General features: G+C 47.1%; 14 protein-coding genes. All 14 read left to right on the top strand.

Features of this window, described 5'->3' with window-relative positions; genetic code table 11:
• Positions 1 to 5 precede the first annotated feature (5 nt).
• Complete coding sequence (locus QEH59_RS16175) at positions 6 to 1,754, top strand: alpha/beta hydrolase (RefSeq protein WP_308986425.1); 1,749 nt, start codon at positions 6 to 8, stop codon at positions 1,752 to 1,754.
• A gap of 90 nt (positions 1,755 to 1,844) precedes the next feature.
• Positions 1,845 to 3,350 (top strand): sulfatase family protein, encoded by a 1,506-nt coding sequence (locus tag QEH59_RS16170; protein ID WP_308986424.1) that lies wholly within the window; start codon positions 1,845 to 1,847, stop codon positions 3,348 to 3,350.
• Positions 3,351 to 3,505: 155 nt separating this feature from the next.
• Entirely contained in the window at positions 3,506 to 5,032 is a 1,527-nt protein-coding gene (locus QEH59_RS16165) for an autotransporter-associated beta strand repeat-containing protein (RefSeq protein WP_308986423.1), read from the top strand.
• A gap of 42 nt (positions 5,033 to 5,074) precedes the next feature.
• Positions 5,075 to 6,484, top strand: coding sequence for a sulfatase (locus tag QEH59_RS16160; protein WP_308986422.1), 1,410 nt, complete (start codon positions 5,075 to 5,077; stop codon positions 6,482 to 6,484).
• A 1-nt stretch (position 6,485) separates the two neighbouring features.
• Positions 6,486 to 7,961 carry a sulfatase-like hydrolase/transferase gene (locus tag QEH59_RS16155; protein ID WP_308986421.1) on the top strand — a complete coding sequence of 492 codons (1,476 nt, stop codon included), beginning with the start codon at positions 6,486 to 6,488 and terminating at the stop codon, positions 7,959 to 7,961.
• Positions 7,962 to 8,263: 302 nt separating this feature from the next.
• Positions 8,264 to 10,495: a hypothetical protein gene (locus QEH59_RS16150; protein WP_308986420.1), complete on the top strand. Its 2,232-nt coding sequence runs from the start codon at positions 8,264 to 8,266 to the stop codon at positions 10,493 to 10,495.
• Between the two features lie 8 nt (positions 10,496 to 10,503).
• Positions 10,504 to 12,336, top strand: coding sequence for a sulfatase (locus tag QEH59_RS16145; protein ID WP_308986419.1), 1,833 nt, complete (start codon positions 10,504 to 10,506; stop codon positions 12,334 to 12,336).
• Between the two features lie 2 nt (positions 12,337 to 12,338).
• Positions 12,339 to 14,123: a sulfatase gene (locus QEH59_RS16140; RefSeq protein WP_308986418.1), complete on the top strand. Its 1,785-nt coding sequence runs from the start codon at positions 12,339 to 12,341 to the stop codon at positions 14,121 to 14,123.
• Positions 14,124 to 14,182: 59 nt separating this feature from the next.
• Positions 14,183 to 15,631 carry an MFS transporter gene (locus tag QEH59_RS16135; RefSeq protein WP_308986417.1) on the top strand — a complete coding sequence of 483 codons (1,449 nt, stop codon included), beginning with the start codon at positions 14,183 to 14,185 and terminating at the stop codon, positions 15,629 to 15,631.
• Between the two features lie 13 nt (positions 15,632 to 15,644).
• Complete coding sequence (locus tag QEH59_RS16130) at positions 15,645 to 17,048, top strand: sulfatase family protein (RefSeq protein ID WP_308986416.1); 1,404 nt, start codon at positions 15,645 to 15,647, stop codon at positions 17,046 to 17,048.
• A gap of 39 nt (positions 17,049 to 17,087) precedes the next feature.
• On the top strand, positions 17,088 to 20,057 hold the full coding sequence (locus QEH59_RS16125) for a glycosyl hydrolase family 2 protein (RefSeq protein ID WP_308986415.1): 2,970 nt from the start codon (positions 17,088 to 17,090) through the stop codon (positions 20,055 to 20,057).
• A gap of 16 nt (positions 20,058 to 20,073) precedes the next feature.
• A complete protein-coding gene (locus QEH59_RS16120) occupies positions 20,074 to 21,504 on the top strand; it encodes a sulfatase family protein (protein WP_308986414.1) in 1,431 nt (476 codons plus the stop codon).
• Between the two features lie 572 nt (positions 21,505 to 22,076).
• Entirely contained in the window at positions 22,077 to 22,397 is a 321-nt protein-coding gene (locus QEH59_RS16115; RefSeq protein WP_308986413.1) for a hypothetical protein, read from the top strand.
• 101 nt (positions 22,398 to 22,498) lie between these two features.
• Complete coding sequence (locus tag QEH59_RS16110) at positions 22,499 to 23,662, top strand: glycosyltransferase WbsX family protein (RefSeq protein WP_308986412.1); 1,164 nt, start codon at positions 22,499 to 22,501, stop codon at positions 23,660 to 23,662.
• Positions 23,663 to 23,838: the final 176 nt, after the last annotated feature.

Genomic DNA, 23,838 nt, shown 5'->3' with positions numbered 1-23,838 from the left:
CAAGAATGTTGAAAGCATTGATTTTACTTATATTGGTATGCTCTTGGGGGCATCAGCTGTGTGCTCGTCGGGCCGACAGAATTATTGAGCACCGCGAGCAAGTCATGGCGGACGCGGATTCGATCGTCTATAAGCAAGGAGTTTGGCGTAAAGATGGCGATGAGCTTCCATATGAATTAAGGATCATTATTGTGAGTCCTGAGCATATGCAGCCGTCAGAGACTTATCCTGCGATGATTATGGTTCATGGAGGCGGCTTTTCAATGGGGAGCCCTGAGCAATTCCTGATGCAGGCACATTTTTTCTCAAAATTGGGAATCGTATGTTTTCTTCCTGAGTATCGATTGCGGGAGCCTGAGAAGGAGAAACAGCGTCTAACTATACCGAAAGTTAGTATACAAGAAGAATTAACTGACATTAAACGAGCAGTCAGGTGGGTGAAGGAGCATGCGGCCACTTATCAGGTTGATCGAGAGCGAATAATTGGTTTTGGAGGCTCGGCAGGGGGATACTTGATTAGTGCTGCAGGTATGGTGGATTTACCAGATGCATATATGGAGTATCAAGAAAATGAATCTATTCCTTATGAGAATTCAAAGCTGAATGCACAAGTTTTGATCAATCCTGCCGTTGATTTAGACTATTACTTCGAAGAAGGCTACAATGGGTGGCGACTCAGTCGTGATGCCAGTGCAAGTGCGATGGGCATGAGCCCAGTGTGGAATATTACTGAAGAAACGCCTGCGACATTATTATTGAACGGTAGCAAGGATGCGGTGACCCCACCATTTATGGTTGAAAATTTCTATGCAAGGATGCAGTCGATTGGGAAAGGTGAAGAATGCCAGTTAGTTCTGTTTAGCGGGGAAGGTCATGGTTTCGGTAATCGAGATCCAGGCTTGGATCGCACGATGAAGCTAACTGCCAACTTTCTTAGACAGCATGGACTGACCTCTGAGAGGCTGGACCCTCTCTTTGATGCGCTCAATTATTCTTATCCATTGCATGAGCAAGGAACAACGACTTACTCCAACTTTGTGCACGTTTTGACGCCGAAGGATTACTCTGCTACTCGTGACGAACAATATTCGGCAGCTGTATTTCTATATGAAGGTCCGATCGTTGATGGCGCATTGTGTGAGAACGATTATTATGAAATGGCTGAACTCGCAAAACGCTTTTCTGAAGAAAAGGAGGTTGTTACTTTTGTCGCTGATTTCAGTCTGCCCTATATCAGTCGAACCTCATATGATAAGAGCATCAAGGATGTCAGGTCGGTTTTTCGCTGGATAAAGGAGCATGAAGATGAGTTTAATATTAACTCTTCGAAGATTTTAGCGGTAGGTGTTGGATATGGGGCTCATTTAGCTTTGTCGACTACGTTGAAAGCCCAGATTTACGATCATTCCGGTGATAATATGTCCATTTCTCCGGCGCCTGCTAACTTCGTGCTGATCAACCCAGTTTTAGATCTTAATGATGTTCGATGGAATGAGGAGATGTTTGGGCAATCGAAACGATTTAATTATTGGGCCGGCGGGACTCAAACCATCGAGGATACTGATTTTAGCGATACGAGTGTAATTGATCGCCCAGTCTGTGTCATTGAAGCGCCAGGAGATCCGACTTATACGTATCGGAATTCTAAGATGATTGCCGATGAATCTCACTCTGCAAACAGCAGCCATTTTTATTCGCAGGAGCCTTATCTTAGTTCTGTCGTTGAACAGATTTTTGAAGGCTATTCGCGATGAATTCTGCCTTCCTGATTGTGGCTAGCCGTGGGGTGACGCATTGGGGGCACTCGTTGCCGTTTTTTTAGTGAAATATAGAGAACAACTGTTATGAATGATTGGAAATATGGACTATTTTTAGGACTGAGCGTGTGGCTCGGTTTAGGGGCCTTTGGATCTGAGCCGAAGCCTAACATAATCGTGATCCTTACAGATGATCAAGGTTACGCAGATTTGTCGTGTATGGGGCTTGTCTCTGATGTCAAGACGCCTCACCTCGATCAGTTTGCTGTGGAGGGTGTGCGCTTCACGAATGGTTACGTGACTGCTCCGCAGTGCGCGCCTTCGCGGGCTGGGTTAATGACAGGGCGTTATCAGCAGCGGTTCGGCTTCAATCATAATGGGATGGGCCCATTGCCGTTGCATGAATTGACCATCGCCAATCGATTGTCAGATGCGGGGTACCGCACCGGAATGGTGGGGAAGTGGCACCTGGGGCCATTGTGGAATGATGCGGCGTTTATCGACCAGTATGCGCCGGGCGACCGGCCGCACAAAGAGCGCTACTCCGAAATTGATGAAACGATTATTCGGCGCTATCATCCTGATCAACGCGGTTTTCAAGAGACGTTTTTCGGCTACATTGACAAATATTGGGCTACCTATGATTTGGAAGGGAACCGTTTTGAGCAGCCGCGAGAAATTACAACTAAAGGAGATCGGTTGGATCGCCAAACCGACGCGGCCTTGCGATTTATCGACTACCATCATGAGGAGCCGTTCTTTCTATATCTTGCTTATTTTGCGCCGCACGTGCCCTTAGATTCATCGAAAAAATATCTCGACCGTTTCCCCGGGGATATGCCTGAGCGACGCCGTATGGCTTTGGCGATGCTTGCTGCAATTGATGATGGTGTGGGGCGCCTGATTCAGAGTTTGCAGTCCTATGGGATTGATGAAAACACCCTGATCTTCTTTATGAGTGATAACGGTGCGCCGCTCAAACTCGATATGCGTGACATTACTCTGGACTATCGTGGTGGTGCTTGGGACGGCTCGCTAAATGCCCCGCTTAATGGCGAGAAGGGCATGTTATCCGAGGGAGGGATTCGTGTGCCATTTTTAGCGCGCTGGACTGGCACGATTCCGGGAGGGCAGGTGCTGGATACGCCTGTGATCACATTGGACGTTGCGGCCACTGCATGTGCTGTCGCAGGGCTTGAAAAGCCTGAGTCGCTCGACGGTGAAAACTTGATTCCATTTCTGACTTCTGGGGAGTCCTTGCGACCTCGAACGCTCTACTGGCGGTTCTGGGAGCAGTCCGCTGTGAGGAAAGGCAACTGGAAGCTTTTACGGCAAGCAGATCATCCGCCCTTTCTATTCAATCTCGATTCCGACTTAGAAGAAAAACATGATCAGTCGGCATGGGCTCCAGAGCGAGTCGATCAGTTGCAAGATTCGTTCGAAGTATGGGAGAGCAGTTTGATTTCAAATGCTCCCCTGGCTCACGATTGGCTGCTACAGGGGCAATTCTGGTTTTGGCACTATTTTGGACTGCATTTGGAGCCCGGAGTGAGTGAGAGTGAAAACCCCTTTTCAGCGATTGGTCGTGAATGAGCTTTCCGCTGGCTCCATCGAAGTCCATGCGACAACGGAATTCAATATGTATGGCGCATGAGTGCTTAAATTTGGCAAGATCGTTAAGGCGGACATCACGAGATATTGGTATGATTTGCATAAATATCCTATCTTCTCCCCGCATACACTCAGAAATGAAAAAATATATCAGTAATAAAACTGCAATACTTACTCTCGCTGGCCTAGGTTGTGCGCTCGTGGCGCACTCTGCGACATCCACGTGGACGGATGGAGATTCGACCGATCAGTGGAACAAGCCTGCTAACTGGGGAGGGACCGCCCCCGCATTTGATAATCAGACTGATTTGATTTTTAATTCACTTACAGGCTCTCAGCGTTCGAGGCTACAGGGGAATTATACCATTCGCTCCATTACTTTTGATACTGATTTTGCTAGTACCAATACGGCAACATACGACATTGAAACACAGGCATCAACAGGAGCGATTAGAACGCTTACGCTTGAGGCAGACTCGGGGAATGCGTCGATTACTGTAAATGATTTAACGCAAGATTTGAGTCAGATACGCTTTGGCCGAAACAACATGGGGCCAGTTGTGTTTGCAAGTGATGTGGACCTGACAGTGTTGAAGGGGGATGGCTTTGTTTTTAAATTTGATAGCATTGTCGAGGGAACAGGCGCTCTAAATCTATACGGAGGTGGGAATGCAATGTTCACTCGATTGAATACTTTTTCGGGCGGGGTGAATGTCAATAATGGTACTGTCACTGCATTTGCAAATCCTAATGCGCTGGGAAGTGGAGCAGTTACGCTCGGTGCTGTCGGCGGGGCGGCGAGTGCCGCGTTAGAGCTTGGCAGTTCGCTGACATTTGCAAATGATATCGTGGTGAACTCTGGGGCTGGGGCACGTGAGATTCAAAATTATGATGGCGTGGAGGGAGAGGCCGTATTGTCGGGCGGTACTATTTCCTTGGGGGCCAATTTGACATTTGATATATCTGCGGGTTCGGCTGATCGAGATCAAATGACTGTGGATCATTCTATCACAGGAACGGGGGGGCTTGTTAAGGAGGGGGCGGGAACGCTTCAGATTGGAGGAAATAATGATTATACTGGCACTACGCTGGTGAATGAGGGTGTGCTTAGTATCAATGGTGATAATAGTAGTGCCACGGGGGACGTAATAATTGCGAGCGGAGCAACTCTTGAAGGCACTGGCACCGTTGGCGGTGCAACCACAATTCAAGCGGGCGGCAATCTTGGGCCTGGTAACAGCCTGGGGGAGCTAACTTTCACCGCTGCATTGACGCTCGATGCAGGTTCTTTCACGGAAATGGAAATTGCAGGAACTATGCGTGGTAGCGAATACGATGCGATTAATGTCGGAGGCTTGCTGACTTACGGAGGTGATCTGATTATCTCATCCGATATACTTCTCGAACTGGGTATTTATGACCTCATAGCTGTCGATGGCGGTGAAACTGGAGATTTTGAATCGATTACATTGTCTGGTGCGGCATATAGTGGAGATGGACTGGTTCAATCGGGAGATTTGTGGACGACAACCATAGGTGGTCAGACTTACACCTTCGATCAAGCAACAGGTGATCTAACTGTAATTCCTGAACCTTCAGCTTTGGCCTGTGTTAGCGGTCTGTTAGCTCTTGGGTATGTAGTCATGCGGCGTCGTCAGAGCTGAGGAGTGGAGGCTTAGGTCAACGGTTTTATAAATGTTGATTGCATGATTAAAGTATCCGTCTATTTTTTTTTGATGGTTTCTGCACTGACGCTTTGTCGTGCCGAAACGCCAAATATTCTTGTAGTTGTCGCTGATGATCTTGGGGTTGTAGATCTTTCCTGTTACGGGAGTGATTATTATAAGACACCAGCGATTGACTCAATCGCTGCGCAAGGGCTGCGTTTCACTCGCGCCTACAGCGCGGCGAGTGTCTGTTCGCCTACGCGCGCAAGTATCTTGACTGGTCGCTATCCTCATCGTGTGCACCTTACCGATGCTTTGCCATGGGACCGTTTGTTCGAGAACCCGAAGAAGGTTCCGCCGTGCCACCTCAAGGAGCTTCCCGTCGAGCTTCCTAATATAGCTCAAGCGATGCAGGCTGCGGGCTACCGAACTGCACTCTTTGGTAAGTGGCATTTAGGAAACGAAGAGCAGTTCTTTACAGCAGGCGAACATGTCGCCTATGGTTTTGATATTGCAGAAGATTGCTCTTGGAAAGAACGAGCGCGTGATAAGGGGGTAGACGAGTTAACGGCGAAGACGATTCGTTTTTTGGAAACAAATAAACAGAAACCGTTCCTACTCTTTTTGATGCATCATGTTCCCCACGTCCCCATTGCTTCACCCAAAGAGGCGCAAGCCTTATATGATGATGTGCCGAAGGGCCGTTATCAAAAGAATCAGAAGTATGCAGGGATGATTTCTCATTTGGACCAATCGATACAGCAAGTTCTGGATAAATTGATCGAACTGGGGCTTTATGATAACACGATTCTGGTTTTTACTTCAGATAATGGGGGCTTGAGCGCATTGACGAGCAATCTTCCATTTCGAGGAGGAAAAGGGGATCTGTTTGAAGGAGGTGTCCGAGTTCCACTTTTGGTGCGTTGGCCTGAGCATATTGAGCCTGGAAGTGTGTCGGACTCCGCAGTGATTAGTACTGACTATTTCCCGACATTTCTCGATTTGGTGGAGCAAGGCCTTATGCCTTCAGCTCATATTGATGGAAAGAGCATGCTACCACTATGGATGGGGGAAGCCGGGGTGGAGAGGCGACTTTATTGGCATTTTCCACATCGAGCAGAGCCTTCTTCCGCCTTGATGGACGGTGATTGGAAATTGATTCATCACATTGCTCCGAATGATTATAAGCTGTTTAATCTAGCGTCGGATCCAGATGAAAAAAATGACCTGGCTGTCGAGTATCCAGAAAAAATGAAACGATATAAAAAGATGCTAGAAGCGCATCTTCAGGCTTCCGGTGCACAGCGTATGCGCTCAAATCCTAGCTGGGATCCAGAGCGGGCGCGAGGATGGCTTAGAAATTTCGGAGTGTTTTATCCTGTGGGTGGGAAAATCTATCAGAAAGTGACTGAGGAATACCCAGAATGGTTTAAGTTTGGAATCAAATAACATGAATAGAATTAGTATAAGGAAATGGGTGCGGCTCATTCACAGTTTTACCTCGATGAATGGCAGAGTATTCTGGCGATCGCTTATGGGGAAGTCTTTGGCTCTCGCAGTATTTGTTCTCGCCGCATTGGCTTTCAGTGTGCCGCTGACGACACTGAATGCCCAGACGTCACGGTTTACTAAGGAACGCCCCAATATTATTTTCATCTTAGCGGACGACATCTCTCCGCGAGATTACGCCCTGTATGGCGGGCATACGCCTTCACCAACTTTGGATCGGATGGCAGAGCAGGGACTTTATTTTGAGACCGCATGGGCGACGCCGCGTTGTATTCCAACACGTGCGATGCTGCTGACTGGTAAATATGCGTTTCGATCGCGTGTGTTTGAAAATCAAATTTATCCGAGAGGAGAGGATCGGCGGATCAAACCTTTGGGGGAGAGGTTTCCACACACACTCGGCTCTTTGATGACAGAAAATGAATATCGGACAGCGTTCATTGGGAAAATTCAAACAGGTGATGTGAAGAGCTATGGTTTTGAGCGGTGGTGTGTCGTGCAGCAAGGGGAGATATTTGACATGCGTGTTGCAGAGAACGATGTCGATGGTGAAATCGTTTTAGAAGAGGGGGTTCATAGCACGGATTCTATATTTGATTATTTGGAGGATTTTATATCTGAAGAATCGGAAGAACCGTGGTTTGTTTATATGCCATTGAATTTGCCTCATTGGGTTCGAAATCCCGATAATCCAAAAAAATGGGGCCCTCCTTGGGTTCCAGAGTTAGATGAAAATTGGAAGAAAACGGGTAAATTTGTGCAGAATGATTTTGAGGCTTGTATCCGATATATCGATTATAAAATCGATGGCTTTCTTGAACATTTGAAGGCAACAGGGCAGCTCGAGAATACCATCGTAATGTATGCCGGGGACAATGGTAGCAGTGGATATGGGAAGTCTCAGCCAGATACTGAGAAAGGCCCTCGTGTTCCGTTTGTGGTCTATGCGCCTGGCTATTTGAGCCCAACTGGTGCCTGCGATGACCTCGTTGATTTTACGGATGTGATTCCAACTTGTGTAGAATTGGCCGGAGGCACACTACCAAGCGATGATGTTTTTGATGGGCACAGCTTTGCTCCGCTGATTCTAGGGCAACCCTTTGATGGACGAGAGTGGATATTCTCACAATGGTTTGGCCTGCGGTGGTTGCGTACCAAAGAGTGGTTGATCGATGGACGAGGGCATTTTTATCATACTGGTAATAATCGGAATGAGTGGGTTCCTGGTGCCTATCAGGATTTGACAAAGTCGAAAGATGAGCGTGCCATTGCTGTACGTAAGGATTTGGAGAGGATACTGGAAAAAATGCCGGCTCCAGATTACGAAGACCCAGAGCTGTCCAGCCAATGGAGACGACAGTGGTTGAATAAAAAGGATAGATATCTAGAACCTTATGTACCGCCTTATTTACCATGATGTCACTTAGCTGATGGAGTCGTCGCCACTTTCCTTTCCAATTAAACAGCAGAGTAAAAGCAGTTTTTTGCAGCACGCATCTTAGTTCCTTCATTAATGTGCTAGTTTATGGCAGTAATGGAATGGCAATACCTGAATGGAAATGCTAATATATAAAACTGCTATTACTCATTCTGCTTAAAGATTACCTCTTCATTTGTTTGAGCTTAGCATTTTTGTGTTACTTGAATCTATTTATGAACCTCCAGTATAAAAAAAAACCTCACCTGAAGCGATCGCTACATGCTTGTTTTGGATTTCTTATGACTAGCTATTGCGTGGCCTGTTCTAGCGAGTTGGTGACGGAGCATGAGCAGGTGATTCGGGGAGGGGAGGCGTTAGCGTTTGTTACAGATGAATCGTTTCAAACCCCTCCGAATGAGTATCGGATTATGCAATATCAGTTGACTCCTGATACTCTAGAGAAATATCCAAAATACGGTATTGGTGGGGTGATGGCTTTCTTTTATGGCATTCTCTATCCTGAATCTGGAAAGGCTAGCTCTAGTTTGGTTGAGGCTGGACCCGAGGTAATCGGGCAACTCGTCGATGCTGCGAAGGCTATAGATTATCAGGTTTGGTTGGCGGATGATTGGGGGTATCCTAGTGGTATGGCGGGTGGTCGTGTCGTTGCTGAAGATCCGAACTATGAAGTTAAGAGTTTAACGATGTTGACCGTTGAGGGCACCGGACGTGAGCTGATCGATAGGACGTTGCCAGAAGACTTATACGACATTGTTTCGGCTACTTTGTATCCCGTTCGCAACGGGAATGTTGATTTGGGTGCAGGAGAGTCGGTTCAATTTTCGGGGAGAACGATTCGCTCGCAGGGGATCGGTGGAGAATGGCAATTACGAATCTTTGCGCGCTATGTGCGTGACAAAAATACTCAAGCTCAATCCACAATGAAACAGTTTGGGCATGCTGGTCGTTATCCAGATCTAATGAATCGTCAGGCCGTGGGACGTTTTATTGCCAATATGCACGAGCCCATTTTGGCTCAGATCAAGGATCCCGCGAGTCAAGTTGAGGGTTTCTACTGTAATGAACCTAATCTGATGCAGACACATTGGACTCGCGCCCACGATGCTCCCTATGCCTGCGTTCCATGGAGTGAGGGCTTGCCTCAACAGTTTAGCCAAATGCATGGCTATGATATTACTTCGACCTTGCCATATCTTTTCGAAGGGACGGGAGATGCAGCGCGACGTGCGCGTCTGCATTATCGCCAGGCGGTCGCAGAATTGCTGACTGACAGTTTTTCGCGTCAAATCCGCGAGTGGTGTAATGAGCGGGGCATCAAGTCAAGTGGACACTTTTTACTTAATGATTACCTCTCGATGCATGTGCAGGGATATGGGGACTTAATGAAGTTTGTTTCTGAGTTTGATGTTCCCGCTTTGGATATCCCGATTCCGAATCCAGCAGAATTCCAGGACTTTGCATATCAACAATCTCGCTTCTTCAGCTCAGTCAGCTCGTGGAAAAAAAGAGATTCAACGATTATGCTATTGGATCCTATCATTGGTGGATATGGGCGTACTCGCCTATCTCCAGATTTGCCTCTATTGCTGAACGCGATTAACATGGCATGCTTTCACGGAGTTAACGTCTTCACTTCATATATGCCACTTGAAGCTAAAGAGACTAAGGATGCACAGGGGCGGACGAGCCGAGGGAAGGGGTATACCATAGAAGACTATAACTTTTTAAATGAATATACTGGCCGCATGACACAGGTTTTAAGAGGAGCGCAAAGAGAAGCGGGCGTTGGCCTTTATTATCCGATCTCAATGTTCCAATCTGACTTACTTGCTTCCACTACGCATTGGCCAAGTATTCGTGACCAGCACAAAGATCGTCAGCACGCATGGGATCGAACGGAACGAGCACTGCTAGATGGTGATGTCGAATACATGATCGTTCATCCAGAGGCAGTAGCGGAAGCCGATATCATAGATGGCGAAATTCGTATTGGATACGGGTCTTATCATACCTTGGTGATGCCACAGTTGGATTTTATTCCGTTATCGGTGTCTCAGCAGCTGGCAGCCTTTGAAAAGCAAGGTGGAACAGTCATATGGGTGGATCAAGTCCCGCGTGCTGCCGAGCATGATGTTAATGATGAGGCCGTCATTTCGAGGCTTATAGGTGCTAAGATGACTCCACATGAAGAACTTGCAGCCGCGATTGGGAGGTCATGTTCAGCGGACTATGACCTGAGCTTTTCACCAGGCAGCGATCAACTTACAGTAGGCCGTTTTTACAAGGAGGACCAGCAGGTGTATTTGATCGTGAATCGTACGGAGCAAATGCTCTCTGTGCAAGTTGATGGGCACCGAGATGGAGCTGCGACGATGGGCCATGTATTAGATCCATCGACAGGAACGATTCGCCAGTTGAGGTTGCCGGTAACCTTGGAATTACAGGCGACTCGAAGCCTTTTATTAATCCCTGATCGTGGTTACTTGGGCCAGCAAATTACAACTCATTAGAGTTTCAAATGAAATTAGCGAAATACTTCTCTATTCTAATCGCGTCGCTTTCAATCGCGAACGTATCTTTGATAGCCAATCAGCAGCCGAACGTGATATTGATCATGGTTGATGACATGGGCTGGGCGGATAGTTCGACTTATGGATCAGAATATTATCAGACGCCCAATATGACACGTTTGGCGAAGCAGGGAATGTTATTTACGGATGCATACTCGGCGAGCCCGCTGTGCTCGCCAACGCGTGCAAGCATTATGTCGGGACAACACCCCGCGAGGCTGCGAATGACTGAAGCGATCTTGCCCAGCAGTGTCGAAGTTCCGCGAGCACTGCCAGCGGAAAAGGGCGATTATCTTGGCCAGGTGCAAAATCGAAATAACATGCCCTTGGAAGTGACGACGCTGGCTGAAACCTTACAAGGTGCGGGGTATCATACGGCTCATATCGGCAAGTGGCATTTAGCGCCTAGTGATGATAATTGGAATGCCAGTGACAAGTCTTTCAACGCAGAGCATCAAGGCTTTGATTTCGTCATTGGTGGTGGACACTTACCAGGTCCGACTGATTACTATTCCCCTTATCTAGATACAAATTCTGGTCGTGTGATTCCGAATCTGTCACCGGGCCCCGCGGGAGAATATTTGAACGAGCGCTTGGCTCAAGAATCGATCCAATGGATTTCTTCTGTGAAAGATTCCGAACAGCCATTTTATCTGAATCTTTGGCATTATGCAGTGCACGGACCGATCATTCCTAAAAAGGATTTACTTCCCAAGTATGTTGAATTACGTGATGCTGGAGCTGGGCAACGTTGCCCTGAGTATGCAACAATGGTCGAGAGTGTGGACAATAGTATTGGCATACTACTCAACTGGTTGGATCAGCCAGAAAATTCAGCATTAAAAGAAAATACTTTTGTTATACTTACCTCAGACAATGGGGCGGTGATACATAATGAAATCGATGGGAATCCGTGGAGCTCGAATCGACCGCTACGCGGGGGGAAAGCCAATATATACGAAGGTGGAACGCGTGTGCCTTGGATTGTACGTTGGAGTCACACTCCGGCAGGGACAATTTGCCATACACCAGTAGTTAGCACGGATATTTACCCTACTGTATTGGAACTGGCAGGTATCCAAGCGGATGCGTCCGTTGTGCTTGATGGTCGTAGTATCGTTCCTATGTTGCAAGGCGAAGCTCAAGAGGACGAACCCATCTTCGTCCATTTTCCGCATAACAAGGGCATGCTTAATGCGGCATCGTCATTTGTTCGTCTCGGCAATTGGAAACTTATTCGATTTTATTGGGCAGGAGCTGATGCGAAAGAGCATTACTATGAGCTGTTCAACCTTAAAGATGACCCGATGGAAGCAGTGAATCTGGCAGAGTATTACCCTCAGAAAGTGCATGAACTAGATGACTTATTAGAGGAATACTTACAAGACACAGACGCCCTGGTCCCCCTTCCGAATCCTAGCTATGCTGGAAAGGTGGTTCCACCTATTCGTCTTCCAGAAGGACATTCAAAGATTAAGTCTCCTTCGGTTCGACCAAGGTCACTGCGTCTAGAGAATCGTATTATGCAACCCTTTGTAAGCGGTTCGAAAACGATTCAGCTGATCGATGAAATGGGGGTGGAGCGTAAAACCGCGGCGATTTTGTATCAGGGGCAAGAATGGGTTAAAGTTGAGAATTTACCTGACGGTACAGTGAAGGTTTCGTGGGATGTCTCGCGGAAGAATGGACCGGCCCAAGTCCTGTTTGGTTGGAGTGGAGGGCATACTGCCCCGGAAGTGGATAATTGGACTCTAGGTCCTTATTTACTGGATATTAAATGATTATGAACCCCATTAAATTCATCATAGCAGTCATCCTACTGTCGCTTTGTACTCAAGTGCGAGCAAAGCAACCGAATGTAATCCTAATCTTGATTGACGACATGGGGTGGGCGGACAGTTCAACCTATGGGTCGAAATACTATCAGACTCCGAATATGACGCGGTTGGCTGAGCAAGGTATGTTGTTTACAGATGCTTATGCGGCGAGCCCACTTTGTTCGCCGACGCGTGCGAGCATCATGTCGGGACAGTATCCTGCGCGATTGGGGATGACAGTAGCAGTGACGCAAAAGAGCGTGAGCGAACCGACTGCGTTGCCACCAGCTGATGGTGTATATTGTGGTTTGGTGCAGAGTAAAAATCATCTTCCGCTTGAGGTGACCACCCTCGCGGAAGCATTAAAAGCAGGGGGGTACAATACTGCACACATTGGGAAATGGCACCTGACTGGTCATGGTATGAATAAATTTGGTGCAGAACATCAGGGCTTTGATTTCGTAATTGGCGGAGGTTCACTGCCTGGCCCTCCAGATTATTATTCTCCATATAAAAATAAAATTCCGAATTTAAAAGCAGGGCCCAAGGGGGAGTATTTAAATGAGCGATTGGCAGAAGAGTCGGTCAGGTGGATGGACTCGGTGAAGGGATCGAGCAAGCCATTCTATTTGAATTTGTGGCATTATGCCGTTCACGGACCCATCGTTGCGAAGAAAGACTTGCTGCCAAAATACAACAAATTGCGCGACCCAAAGGCTGACCAACGTTGCCCCGAAATGGCAACGATGTTGGAGAGCATGGACAGCAGCGTGGGTATCTTACTCGATTGGCTAGACTTGCCTAAAAATCGCGAAATAAAAGAGAATACAATGATTATACTAACCTCCGATAATGGTGGTGTGACGCATCATGAGCTTAAGGGGAATCCATGGACTTCAAATCGACCCTTGCGTGGTGGGAAGGCCAATACGTATGAGGGAGGCGTCCGAGTGCCTTGGATTGTAAGTTGGCCTACTCGCATACAGCCTAATACTGTTTGTGAAACACCTGTTCAGACGCTTGATATATATCCTACAGTGCTTGAGCTTGCGAGTGTTAAGCAACCTCGCAATCAGCTTGTGGATGGGCAGAGTATTGTGCCCTTGCTGAGAGGGGATTCGATGCGACATCAACCCATTTTTACTGATTTTCCGCATATCTTTGGCATATTGTGCGCCCCCTCGACTTCTGTGCGAGTGGACGATTGGAAGTTGATTCGTTTTCATCATGCTGGGATGGATGCTCAGTCAGATGCCTTTGAGCTTTTTGACCTGAAGCGCGACCCATCTGAAGCAATCAATTTGGCCAATTATATGCCGCAGAAGGTGGTTGAACTCGATCGTTTGATTGAAGGTCATTTGAGAGATACAGACGCGTTGCTTCCGATTGTGAATGAAAACTTTAAAGGGAATCCAATGAAGTCGCGTTCAGGTAAAAAGAGAGGGGTGGATCGGCCTAGCAGTTTACATCTGGAAAAGGGCGAAATTCTGACGACGCAGGCTGGGAGTCGACGTATTCAATTACTTGATGAGCAAAATCGACCTCGCGAGAGCCACGCCTTAGTCTTGGACGGGGCTGATTGGGTGAAGGTTGAGCATCGCAGCAACGGCAGTGTAGACGTCGTTTGGCAGTCGCCGCCCGAAAATGTGAAGGCCAAAGTCTTATTCGGCTGGAAAGGTGGTAGCACTACTTTTGAAGTGAATGATTGGACGATTCCGGCTTGTGAGTTGGTCATAGGCGCGTCGCGCTAGATCGCATATAAAAAGTCAGAATAATTGGTAATATGAAGCGAGTCAGTAAACGAGTTCCGATGAAGGAAAAGCTTTCTTGGGGCTTGGGTGGCTTCAGTGAGCAAGTGGCTGTGAATGGATTAAATACTCTGTTCATGCCAGTCTTTAACATGGGTTTTGGTCTAGATTCCAAACTCATTGGATGGGCCATGACAATTCCTCGTTTTTTCGATATGATTTCCGATCCGATCGTGGGGAATATGTCGGATAATTGTCGCAGCCGATTTGGTCGCCGGCGTCCCTTTATTTTAGGGGGTGGTGTGCTGATGGCGCTTATTTTTGGTCTTACCTACATGGCCTCCCCCTATATGGGGCAGTGGGCAATGTTTGGCTATGCGACGGTGGCATGTGTTTTGTTTTATTTAGCTTATACTGTGTATTCGGTGCCGTATACAGCCTTGGGCCTGGAGTTGACGGATGATTACGACGAGCGAGCGCATATTCAGAAATATCGTTCAATTTTCAATTCCTGTGCGGCTTTCACATTACCCTGGATATATAAGTGCTGCCTCCTTGTGGGCGAGTATATACGCGCCTTACATGCTCAAGAATCGGTGGCATGGTATCAACAACCTTTACTTGTTTTCTCAGATTTGACGGCCGATCTCTCGATCAAGGCTGAAGTGTTGGGAGCGCGCTATGTTGCGTGGGGCTGCGCAATTTTCATCATTTGTGCCATCGTCCCAGTTTCCTTTTTTGTGAAAGAGCGCGTCCGTACTGGAATTAATGAGAAAATTGGTCTAATCGCCTCCGTTAAATTGGTTAGTAAGAACAAGCCTTTTGCATTGTTGTTGGGGATGATTTTGATGGTGATTATAGGCAACTTCTTTGTCGGGCCCTTGTTGATGTATATGAATATTTTTTATGTATGCGGGGGCGACAAGGTGGCAGGAGCCAATCTATCAGGGCTGAATGGAAGCACGACTGCTGTGACGATGTTCCTCAGTGCTTTTCTGATCCCTTTTCTAGTGCAGATCTTTGATAAAAGAAAGGTCTTACAATTGGGGTTACTTGTTGCCGCTTCAGCGATGTTATTAAACTTTTTTTTAGTGAATCCGAACACACCGTATTTACAATTAATACCTGCGGGGATGCTTGGATTTGGCCTCAATTGTTGTTGGTTGCTTAATGGCGCATTCATTGCTGATGTTTGTGACCAAGACGAATTAGACTATGGATACCGTCGTGAGGGGATGTTTGCCGCGGCTTTTGGTTTTATCGTAAAGCTAGCATTTACCGTGATTGGCGTAGCCCTTGGTTATTTACTCTCTGTTGCGGGCTATGAAGCTGGTGCGGAGAGTATGAGCCCTGAAACGATTCTGCGCCTACGCTACTTCCTGACCTTCTTTCCGATGGCTTGTTTGTTGAGCGCGGCTGTGGTTTTTAAATTTTATCCGTTAACTCGGCAGCGTATCCATGAAATTCAAAATAAATTAGAAGCAAGAGCTGAGGGGAGTGACTCCATTTAAGATAACGCGTACTATGAAAAAACCAAATATTCTCTATATCCTGACCGATCAAATGCGCTCGACGGCGATGGGGTGCTCAGGGGTGGAGAATGTGGCGACTCCGAATTTAGATCGCTTAGCCGCAGAGGGGACGCGCTTTACCAATGCGGTGGCGAACACTCCGTCTTGTGCGCCGTCGCGCGGTACGATTTTCACGGGATTACATGCCTTGTCTCACGGCGTGGTGAATAACGAATTACGAGTGAAAAATGATGGTCCTACATTCGCTGGCGCTCTGCGAGACAGTGGTTATAAATGTGGTTATATTGGCAAGTGGCATTTAGACGGTGGGCCGCGCACCGCATTTACACCACCGGGACAGCGGCGTCTTGGGTTTGACGACTATTGGGCGACGGCGAACTGTACGCATAACTATATGCGTGGGTTTTACTACAACGACGATCCAGAACCAGTTTTTATCGATGGTTATGAGCCCATTCATCAGACGGATTTAGCTATTAATTATATCATCGAAAAAGCTAAGGCGGATGACCCTTTTTTTCTGGTGGTGTCGATTGGTGCACCGCATGACCCGTATCGAGAAATGCCAGATCAGTTGTTGGCGCGCTACCAAACGGAGTCTGTTGAATTGATGGAAACAAATAGTTGCTATGTTCCGAGCGAGATCATGGAGGCGAAGAAGTCGATGATTGCGGGGTATTATGCGCACATTATGGCTATTGATGAACAAGTGGGACGGCTAGAAGATATGCTTAAAGAGCAGGGGCTCTATGAGGATACTATTGTCGTGTTTACTTCTGATCACGGTGATATGCTCGGGAATCATGAGCAGTATTACAAAAGTCAACCCTGGCGTGAGTCGGTCGGCATACCATTGTTGATGCGTTGGCCTGGTCAGATACCTGATCATCGTGTGACAGACGCTCCTATCAGTTTGATTGAGTTAACTAGTTCGTTGATTTCGCTGGCCGGTGTGGATCTTCCAGCAGGCATGCAGGGCGATGATCTGTCTGCCTTAATTCTTGGGGACGAATCTGCAGCGTTAGATTCGGTTTTTATAAATTTCTCGGTTGATGTGCATTGTATCCCATCGCCTCCATTTCGAGGAGTGGTGACGCGCACACATACATACGCGGAAACAGTTGAAGGCCCTTGGTTATTGTACGATGATAAAGTAGATCCCCAGCAAAAGGATAACTTAATTACTTGGGCGAATCGGGATAATTCAGATGTGGTGGCCTTGCAGCAAGTGCTGCACCTCGAATTACAAAAATGGTTAGAGCGAACAGGAGACCCCTTTGATCCAGGCGATGCCGTGAGCGATCGCTACCAACCGGGGCATGTTGGCGGTGTGCTCCCACTTGCCCCGCGCCCCAGTTATTTCCCTGCTGGTCGGGCCGGGCCTACTGCTGGTTGATGGATTTAACCGATCCATCCGAATTTTAAGAATTATTATATGAAAATTGAAAATAACGATAAACTCTTTCAGCAGTGGCTGAATCCTTCTGTTCAGTTTCGCGGCAAACCGTTCTGGAGCTGGAACGGCAAACTGGAAAAAGAGGAACTCCTTTACCAGATTGATGTGATGAAGGAGATGGGGATGGGGGGCTTCTTTATGCACTCGCGCACTGGTCTCGAAACTGAATACCTCGGAGAGGAATGGTTTGAGCTCATCAATGCCTGCGCAGACTACGCCGATGAAATTGGTTTGGAGGCATGGATTTATGATGAAGACCGCTGGCCTTCGGGATTAGCCGGGGGGATTGTTTCAAAGCATCCTGAGTACCGCCAGAAGGCTATTCTACTTGAAATCGATCCGGAGGGGGAAGGATCAAATGTTATTGCAGAATACCAGTGTGATCTCGATGGCGCAGTCTGCACAAATTTAGGCTCGGGCAAGCAGAAGATTCGTTTCTCTGTTATCGAACAAGGTAAATGTGGGTTTTATAACGGCTATACTTACATCGATACGATGAATCGTGGGGCGACCGAAGCCTTTTTGCAATGCACACATGAAAAGTATGCCCAGAAATGCGGTGACCGACTCGGTAAATCGATTAAGGGTATATTCACAGATGAACCGCATCGAGGCGCATTACTTGATGGATTTTCCATGTATATGGAAAATGGCGAGATGACGGCGCCATATACTCAGAAGTTATTCGAGGAGTTTGAGGCGCGCTTTGGTTATGATTTGAAGCCGAAGCTGCCGGAACTCTTTTTGCAAGTCGACGGCAAACGAATTTCACCCGTGAAATGGCATTTCGTGGAATTACTGCAACAGCTGTTTCTCGAAAATTACGCAATGCCTTGTCAGAAATGGTGTGAGGCGCATAACTTGGTCCTCACTGGTCATGTTTTACATGAAGATAATTTGACGGTTCAAACAGCGATGTCCGGTTCGGTGATGCGTTATTATGAGCATATGACTGCTCCGGGCATTGATATTTTAGGGGAAGAAAACTTGTGCTATTGGGTGGTCAAGCAGCTTAGTTCAGCGACTCGACAGACTGGTCAGACGCAGTTACTCTCCGAGCTCTATGGTTGTACTGGGTGGCAGATGCCTTTTGCTGGGCATAAAGCAGTGGGAGATTGGCAGACGTTGCTAGGAATCAATTTTCGGTGCCAGCACCTGTCTTGGTACACTATGCGTGGCGAAGCCAAGCGTGACTACCCAGCCAGTATCTTGCATCAGTCGCCTTGGTATAAAGACTATGGGCATGTCGAAGACTATTTTGCCCGTTTTGGTCTGATTATGACGCAAGGCGAGCCAGTATGTGATCTGCTGGTCATCAATCCGGTGGAAAGTCTTTGGGCACAGGTGCATCTGGGCTGGTCTAAAGCGCTGAATCTACAGGATGAACATCTCAAGACCCTTGAGGTGAACTATCAGACCCTCTTTACTTGGTTGCTAGAGTCTCAAGTCGATTTTGACTATGGCGATGAGGCTATGCTCGCCCAGATGGGGAAAGTCGATGAGGGCAGGTTACAAGTCGGTTGTGCCAAATATAAGACCGTCCTTATTTCAGGAGTGGAGACTATCCGCTCATCTACGCTCGAGTTGCTTGATCAATTTGTTGCAGCAGGTGGTCATGTGGTAATTGCCGGATCCGCGCCTACTCATGTGGATGCGTTGGAGTCATCACGTTTCAATCCTGAGTCATCAAAATTTCAGACTGTCCCATTCACTAAGCCTTCCGTGTTGGCTGCAGTTCCGACTGCTTTAGCGACTGTCGATGCCCCTGATGTGTTTGGACAATTGCGCAAAGTAAACGGAGGTTTGGTCTTCGCGGCACTGAATGTGGATCGGAGCGAACGTCGCAAGAGTGTAACCGTTCGTATTCAGACCGAACTACCTATCGTAGAGTGGGATTGCGTCAGTGGTGAGGTGCTCTCAGTGATTACTAAGCGTGAAGGTGATTGGCAGGTATTCGAAACTGATTTCCCTGTGGGAGGGCAGAAACTTTGGGTGGCCAATGCCGAATCTCAACAAGTAGATCGCCCTGCGCTGGGTTTACTAGAGGATGAAAAGTTCACCATATCTCTTAACCATTCGTTTGATTATATGCTATCAGAACCCAATGTTTGTGTACTTGATTTTGCTGCTTATCAAATGGACGGTGGCGAATGGCAAAATGAAGCTGAAGTGCTTAAAGTTGATCAGCAGATTCGTGATGCTCACGGTATCATGCGGCGCGGAGGCCAAATGCTGCAACCATGGTTCGTCGCGCAAAACCCCGTGAAGGAATTGTGTGATTTGGCACTCCGCTACACCTTTGAAGTGGAGACTTTGCCTGAATGGATCGATCTAGTGATTGAAGAGCCTGAAAATTTCACTGTTGAATTGAACGGTAAGCCAATTGGCTTGTCTGACTCGAAGCGGTGGATCGATATTGCATTTCACCGGATTCGTATTCCGGAAGGTCGCCTGCAATTGGGTAGTAATGAAATCATTCTAAAGACACGCTATACTGAAAACAGCAATGTGGAAGCAGTGTATTTACTTGGCGAATTTGGTGTGAAGTTGAACGGTATACAGCGAACTATAGTTCCTATCGCCACTAAGCTGGAGGTGGGGGATCTTTGTGAGCAAGGCTTTCCATTTTATTCGGGTGCAGTCACTTATCAATTACCATTACCGAAAGCTGCGAATCGTATTCGCTTACCGGAGGTCTCAGGAGCATGCGTGAAAGTCAATGGGCAGGTGATTGGTTGGGATCCGTTTGAGGCAGATGTATCAGGGACATCTGTTGATGTGGAAGTCATATTAACCCGCCGTAATACCTTTGGCCCGTTGCACGACGCAGTGGAAAAGCGCCCTAGGAACTGGCCTCAGAATTGGATTACTGAAGGTGAGGAATTTGAGGAGAATCCGGTGCTACATCCCTCTGGCCTACTGGCTGCTCCCATGATACAGTGCATATAAATCAGCGATTACCACTATGACTCGTCAGCCGAACATATTATTTATCAATGTCGATCAACTGCGCTATGACTCGCTTGGCTACACGGGGCATGCTATGGTCAAAACGCCCAATCTCGACGCGTTAGCGTCTGGAGGTATGCAATTTGATTCGGCCTACACGCCGCTTCCGAGTTGCTGCCCCTCTAGGCAGAGCTTGATCACTGGGATGATGCCAGAGCAGCACACTGGGCTGTGGAATTATGGAGGAGGGGGTTCATTGCCTATTCCCTCCATTGATTCAGAACGCCCCGTATGGGGGCGGCAATTAAAGGGAGCGGGGTATAACACCGCCTATTTGGGCAAGTGGCATGTGCATCCTGATCTCGACCCGACAGCATTTGGCTACGACAGTTTTGAAGAACCTCCGAATGATAATTATGAAACACCGCATAAGGCCTTAAAGCATCCGATTTCGAATAATCCGTGGCCGGAATTTCCGATTGGTTATTATGAAACCTTGCCTGTGGAGGAGTGCCATACGCACGTGCTCGCGCAGAAATGCGTTGAAAAAATAGATGCTCTCTCGGGGGAGGAGGCTCCTTGGCATATTCGTCTCGATTTCTCAGAGCCACACTTGCCGTGTGTGCCTGCGGAACCCTTTGCCTCAATGTATCCACCAGAGATGATTCCTCCTTGGGAGAACTTTGACGAAAGTTTCGAAGGGAAGCCATACATACAAAAGCAGCAAGTACGAAACTGGTGCTTAGAAGACTGGACTTGGGATGAATGGTCGGTCTACATGTCAGGCTATTTAGGTGTGATCTCCCAAGTCGATGATGCTGTGGGCCGAGTACTGGATGCCTTAAAGTCAAGGGTGCTCAAGCAGGACACGTTAATCATCTTCACCACTGATCATGGGGATGCTGCCGGTAGTCACCGGCAGATGGACAAGCATTATGTGATGTATGAAGAAGAAACACATGTTCCTATGGTAGTGAGTTGGGATGGTGTGATTCAACCTGGGACAACCTGTCGAGATTTTCTTAGTCATTTTCTGGACTTGCCAGTGACTCTGTTGGATCTGCTAGGTTTGCCAGTCCCAGAGTGCTATCAAGGAAAGAGCTTTTTGCCGCAATTAATTGGACAGCCTGCCAAGGATCCGCGGCAATTTGCTTTTAGCTCCTATAATGGTCAGCAGTTTGGATTATATTGTCAGCGTATGATTCGTGATCGCCAATACAAGTATGTCTGGAATGCGACAGATATCGATGAATGCTATGATCTCGAGACGGACCCTTATGAGATGCATAACCTTGCGGCTGATAACGAAGATTCGGAGTTGTGCCAACAGTATCGGAAGCATGTGTATGATGTTTTTTCTGAGCTCAATGACCCACTTGTTACTGGTTTGTGGAATAAGAGGTGGTTGTGCGCGGAGGGCGAGCATTTGGCTACACCGAGCGAATGAACGACGCCCTCTAATATTCAACTCAAAGAAAAATAGATATCATGTTTACATACCCTATAGTTCAAAGTATCTCCTAGGGTGTATGTCTGAAAGCATACGCAGAGCAGTCGTCGTAGTGGCTTTGCCTTGGTCATCGTTTTGAGTCTGATAGGATTTGTTTTGTGTCAATTAGCACTCTGGTGCAGGTCGAAACGCAAAGCAGTGTCAGTAGCAAAAAAAAAAGAGACTGAAAGCGCAGAGTAATGCCGTGATGGGACTTTCGATTGCGCTTGGTGAATTACGGAAGTATGCAGGTGCTGATCAGCGCGTGACAAGCACGGCACGTGGCATTGGACTGGCGTGTGGGGTAATGCGAATGGTCCTAATGATGCTACTCGTGCACCAGTGTTGTTGGGAGCGGGGAGTGTGGATCTTCTGGCTGATTATGTCGTGGCTTCGATCATTAATATTGATGGCACTATTGATTGAGATCGATTTGAGTCAGGTCCCTTGGGGGGGGCGATTATGATCTTACTAATGCCAGGTTTGTGAGAGAACTCAGTAAGTTGACTAGTCTTTCTGATTTGAGGATCATGAGCACAGTCCCATCGTCGCTTGTGGACAATCGCTTGCATGATTTAACATTAGTTAGTCAAGGGATACAGACCAATACATTACAGGAAGATCTCAAGACTGTCCTCTCTTTGGCGTTTGAACTGTCAGAGACAGATTTTGATCTAACTGAAATGCGGCGTGTGCCGATAAAGATGGCATATATGGATGATGCGACACAATGGCGTGTGTTCTATTCCTCGAAATGGACTGTGCTTGGAAAGAAGCGTGCGTTTATCATTATCTATTGCGATGAGCGGAGCGGTAAGTTGCGCGCCAGAGGTGTGAATTCTAGTAGCTGAGCGATCGTTGACCGTTGTTCAGTGAAATTGGCGCAGATGTGCTAGTGAATGGCAGGCGTCTTATGGTGATTACGTTTACATATGTGTATACTGTGCAGTACATGAATTTAAGAAAACCTGAGGTCGCGGTCTATTACTTCCCAAATTTCCATTCTGATGCGCGTAACTGCGCGCTGCATGGGAATCATTGGACGGAGTGGGAATTAGTCCGGCGTGCTGAGCCTCGCTTTGATGGGCATGAGTTACCCAACCTACCAGCTTGGGGGGAAACTGATGAGGCAGATCCGCAGCAGATGGCTCAGAAAATAGATGCCGCGGCAGATCATGGAATTGATACCTTTATATTTGACTGGTATTGGTATGATGATGGCCCCTTCCTTGAGCGTGGACTGGATGAGGGGTTTCTTAAAGCACCCAATAATGATCGTATTAAATTTTCATTGATGTGGGCTAATCACGATTGGATGGATATTCATCCCATGAAGGCGTGCGATAATGCGCTAGACAATGCTACTTTGCTATATCCAGGGGCGGTGACTGCTGCGACTTTTGAGGAGATTATGGATGTGTGTATTGAACGCTATTTTAAGCATCCATCATATTGGTTGATTGACGGTTGCCCGTATTTTTCTATTTATGAATTAACTAAATTGATTGGTGGTTTCGGAAGTGTTGAGAAGACACGTGAGTTATTGGATTTGTTTCGACAAAAGGTTAAGGCAGCCGGGTTTAAAGATTTACATCTAAATGCGATTGTTTGGAACAATCCGATAGTTCCTGGTGAGACCGCTCCTACTGATGCAAAAATGTTGGTCGATGCGCTGGGGTTCGATAGCGTAAATTCATATGTATGGATTCATCATTATGTTACAGATAACTTCCCGACTGTTGGATATAATGAAATTCGAGATGCGTTCTTTAACTATTGGGATGAAGCTGAGCTTAAATATGACCAACCGTATTACCCGAATGTGACGGTAGGCTGGGACGCTTCCCCGCGTACAGTTCAGTCGGATTCATACGAAAATCGAGGTTATCCTTTTATGTATGTAGTTGATTATAATACGCCTGAAAATTTTAAGACTGCATTGGAGATGGTTAAAGCCCGGCTTGAAGCTAGTTCAGTTCCGGCTCCATTTTTGACGATTAATGCTTGGAATGAATGGACTGAAGGTAGCTATTTAGAGCCAGATATGAGAAATGGCATGAAATATCTTGAGGCGATTCGAGAGGTGTTTGTCGAAAATTGCTGCGTACTACAATAGTATCAATATAATTCTACATTGTTAAACTTTAAGCTTGTACTTTTTCGCCTTCTATGATTGCCTGGTGCTCTCGCTTAAAAATATGAATCTACGCGTTCGCGATTCCGGGTAATCGGATAGCGAAATAAAAAAATATGACGTTACAGGCCTTCGCTCTATAGCGCGCGACTTTATGG

Source organism: Thalassobacterium sedimentorum, assembly GCF_031127905.1.
Taxonomy (GTDB): Bacteria; Verrucomicrobiota; Verrucomicrobiia; order Opitutales; family Coraliomargaritaceae; genus Thalassobacterium; species Thalassobacterium sedimentorum.
The sequence above is the reverse complement of the archived record's forward strand: the minus strand, read 5'-3'. Positions and strand labels throughout refer to the sequence as shown.

Bases quoted from the DNA above. Each gene is read 5' to 3' on its own strand.
- QEH59_RS16175 (WP_308986425.1), top strand. From the start codon at position 6: ATGTTGAAAGCATTGATTTTACTTATATTGGTATGCTCTTGGGGGCAT.
- QEH59_RS16170 (WP_308986424.1), top strand. From the start codon at position 1,845: ATGAATGATTGGAAATATGGACTATTTTTAGGACTGAGCGTGTGGCTC.
- QEH59_RS16165 (WP_308986423.1), top strand. From the start codon at position 3,506: ATGAAAAAATATATCAGTAATAAAACTGCAATACTTACTCTCGCTGGC.
- QEH59_RS16160 (WP_308986422.1), top strand. From the start codon at position 5,075: ATGATTAAAGTATCCGTCTATTTTTTTTTGATGGTTTCTGCACTGACG.
- QEH59_RS16155 (WP_308986421.1), top strand. From the start codon at position 6,486: ATGAATAGAATTAGTATAAGGAAATGGGTGCGGCTCATTCACAGTTTT.
- QEH59_RS16150 (WP_308986420.1), top strand. From the start codon at position 8,264: ATGACTAGCTATTGCGTGGCCTGTTCTAGCGAGTTGGTGACGGAGCAT.
- QEH59_RS16145 (WP_308986419.1), top strand. From the start codon at position 10,504: ATGAAATTAGCGAAATACTTCTCTATTCTAATCGCGTCGCTTTCAATC.
- QEH59_RS16140 (WP_308986418.1), top strand. From the start codon at position 12,339: ATGAACCCCATTAAATTCATCATAGCAGTCATCCTACTGTCGCTTTGT.
- QEH59_RS16135 (WP_308986417.1), top strand. From the start codon at position 14,183: ATGAAGGAAAAGCTTTCTTGGGGCTTGGGTGGCTTCAGTGAGCAAGTG.
- QEH59_RS16130 (WP_308986416.1), top strand. From the start codon at position 15,645: ATGAAAAAACCAAATATTCTCTATATCCTGACCGATCAAATGCGCTCG.
- QEH59_RS16125 (WP_308986415.1), top strand. From the start codon at position 17,088: ATGAAAATTGAAAATAACGATAAACTCTTTCAGCAGTGGCTGAATCCT.
- QEH59_RS16120 (WP_308986414.1), top strand. From the start codon at position 20,074: ATGACTCGTCAGCCGAACATATTATTTATCAATGTCGATCAACTGCGC.
- QEH59_RS16115 (WP_308986413.1), top strand. From the start codon at position 22,077: ATGAGCACAGTCCCATCGTCGCTTGTGGACAATCGCTTGCATGATTTA.
- QEH59_RS16110 (WP_308986412.1), top strand. From the start codon at position 22,499: ATGAATTTAAGAAAACCTGAGGTCGCGGTCTATTACTTCCCAAATTTC.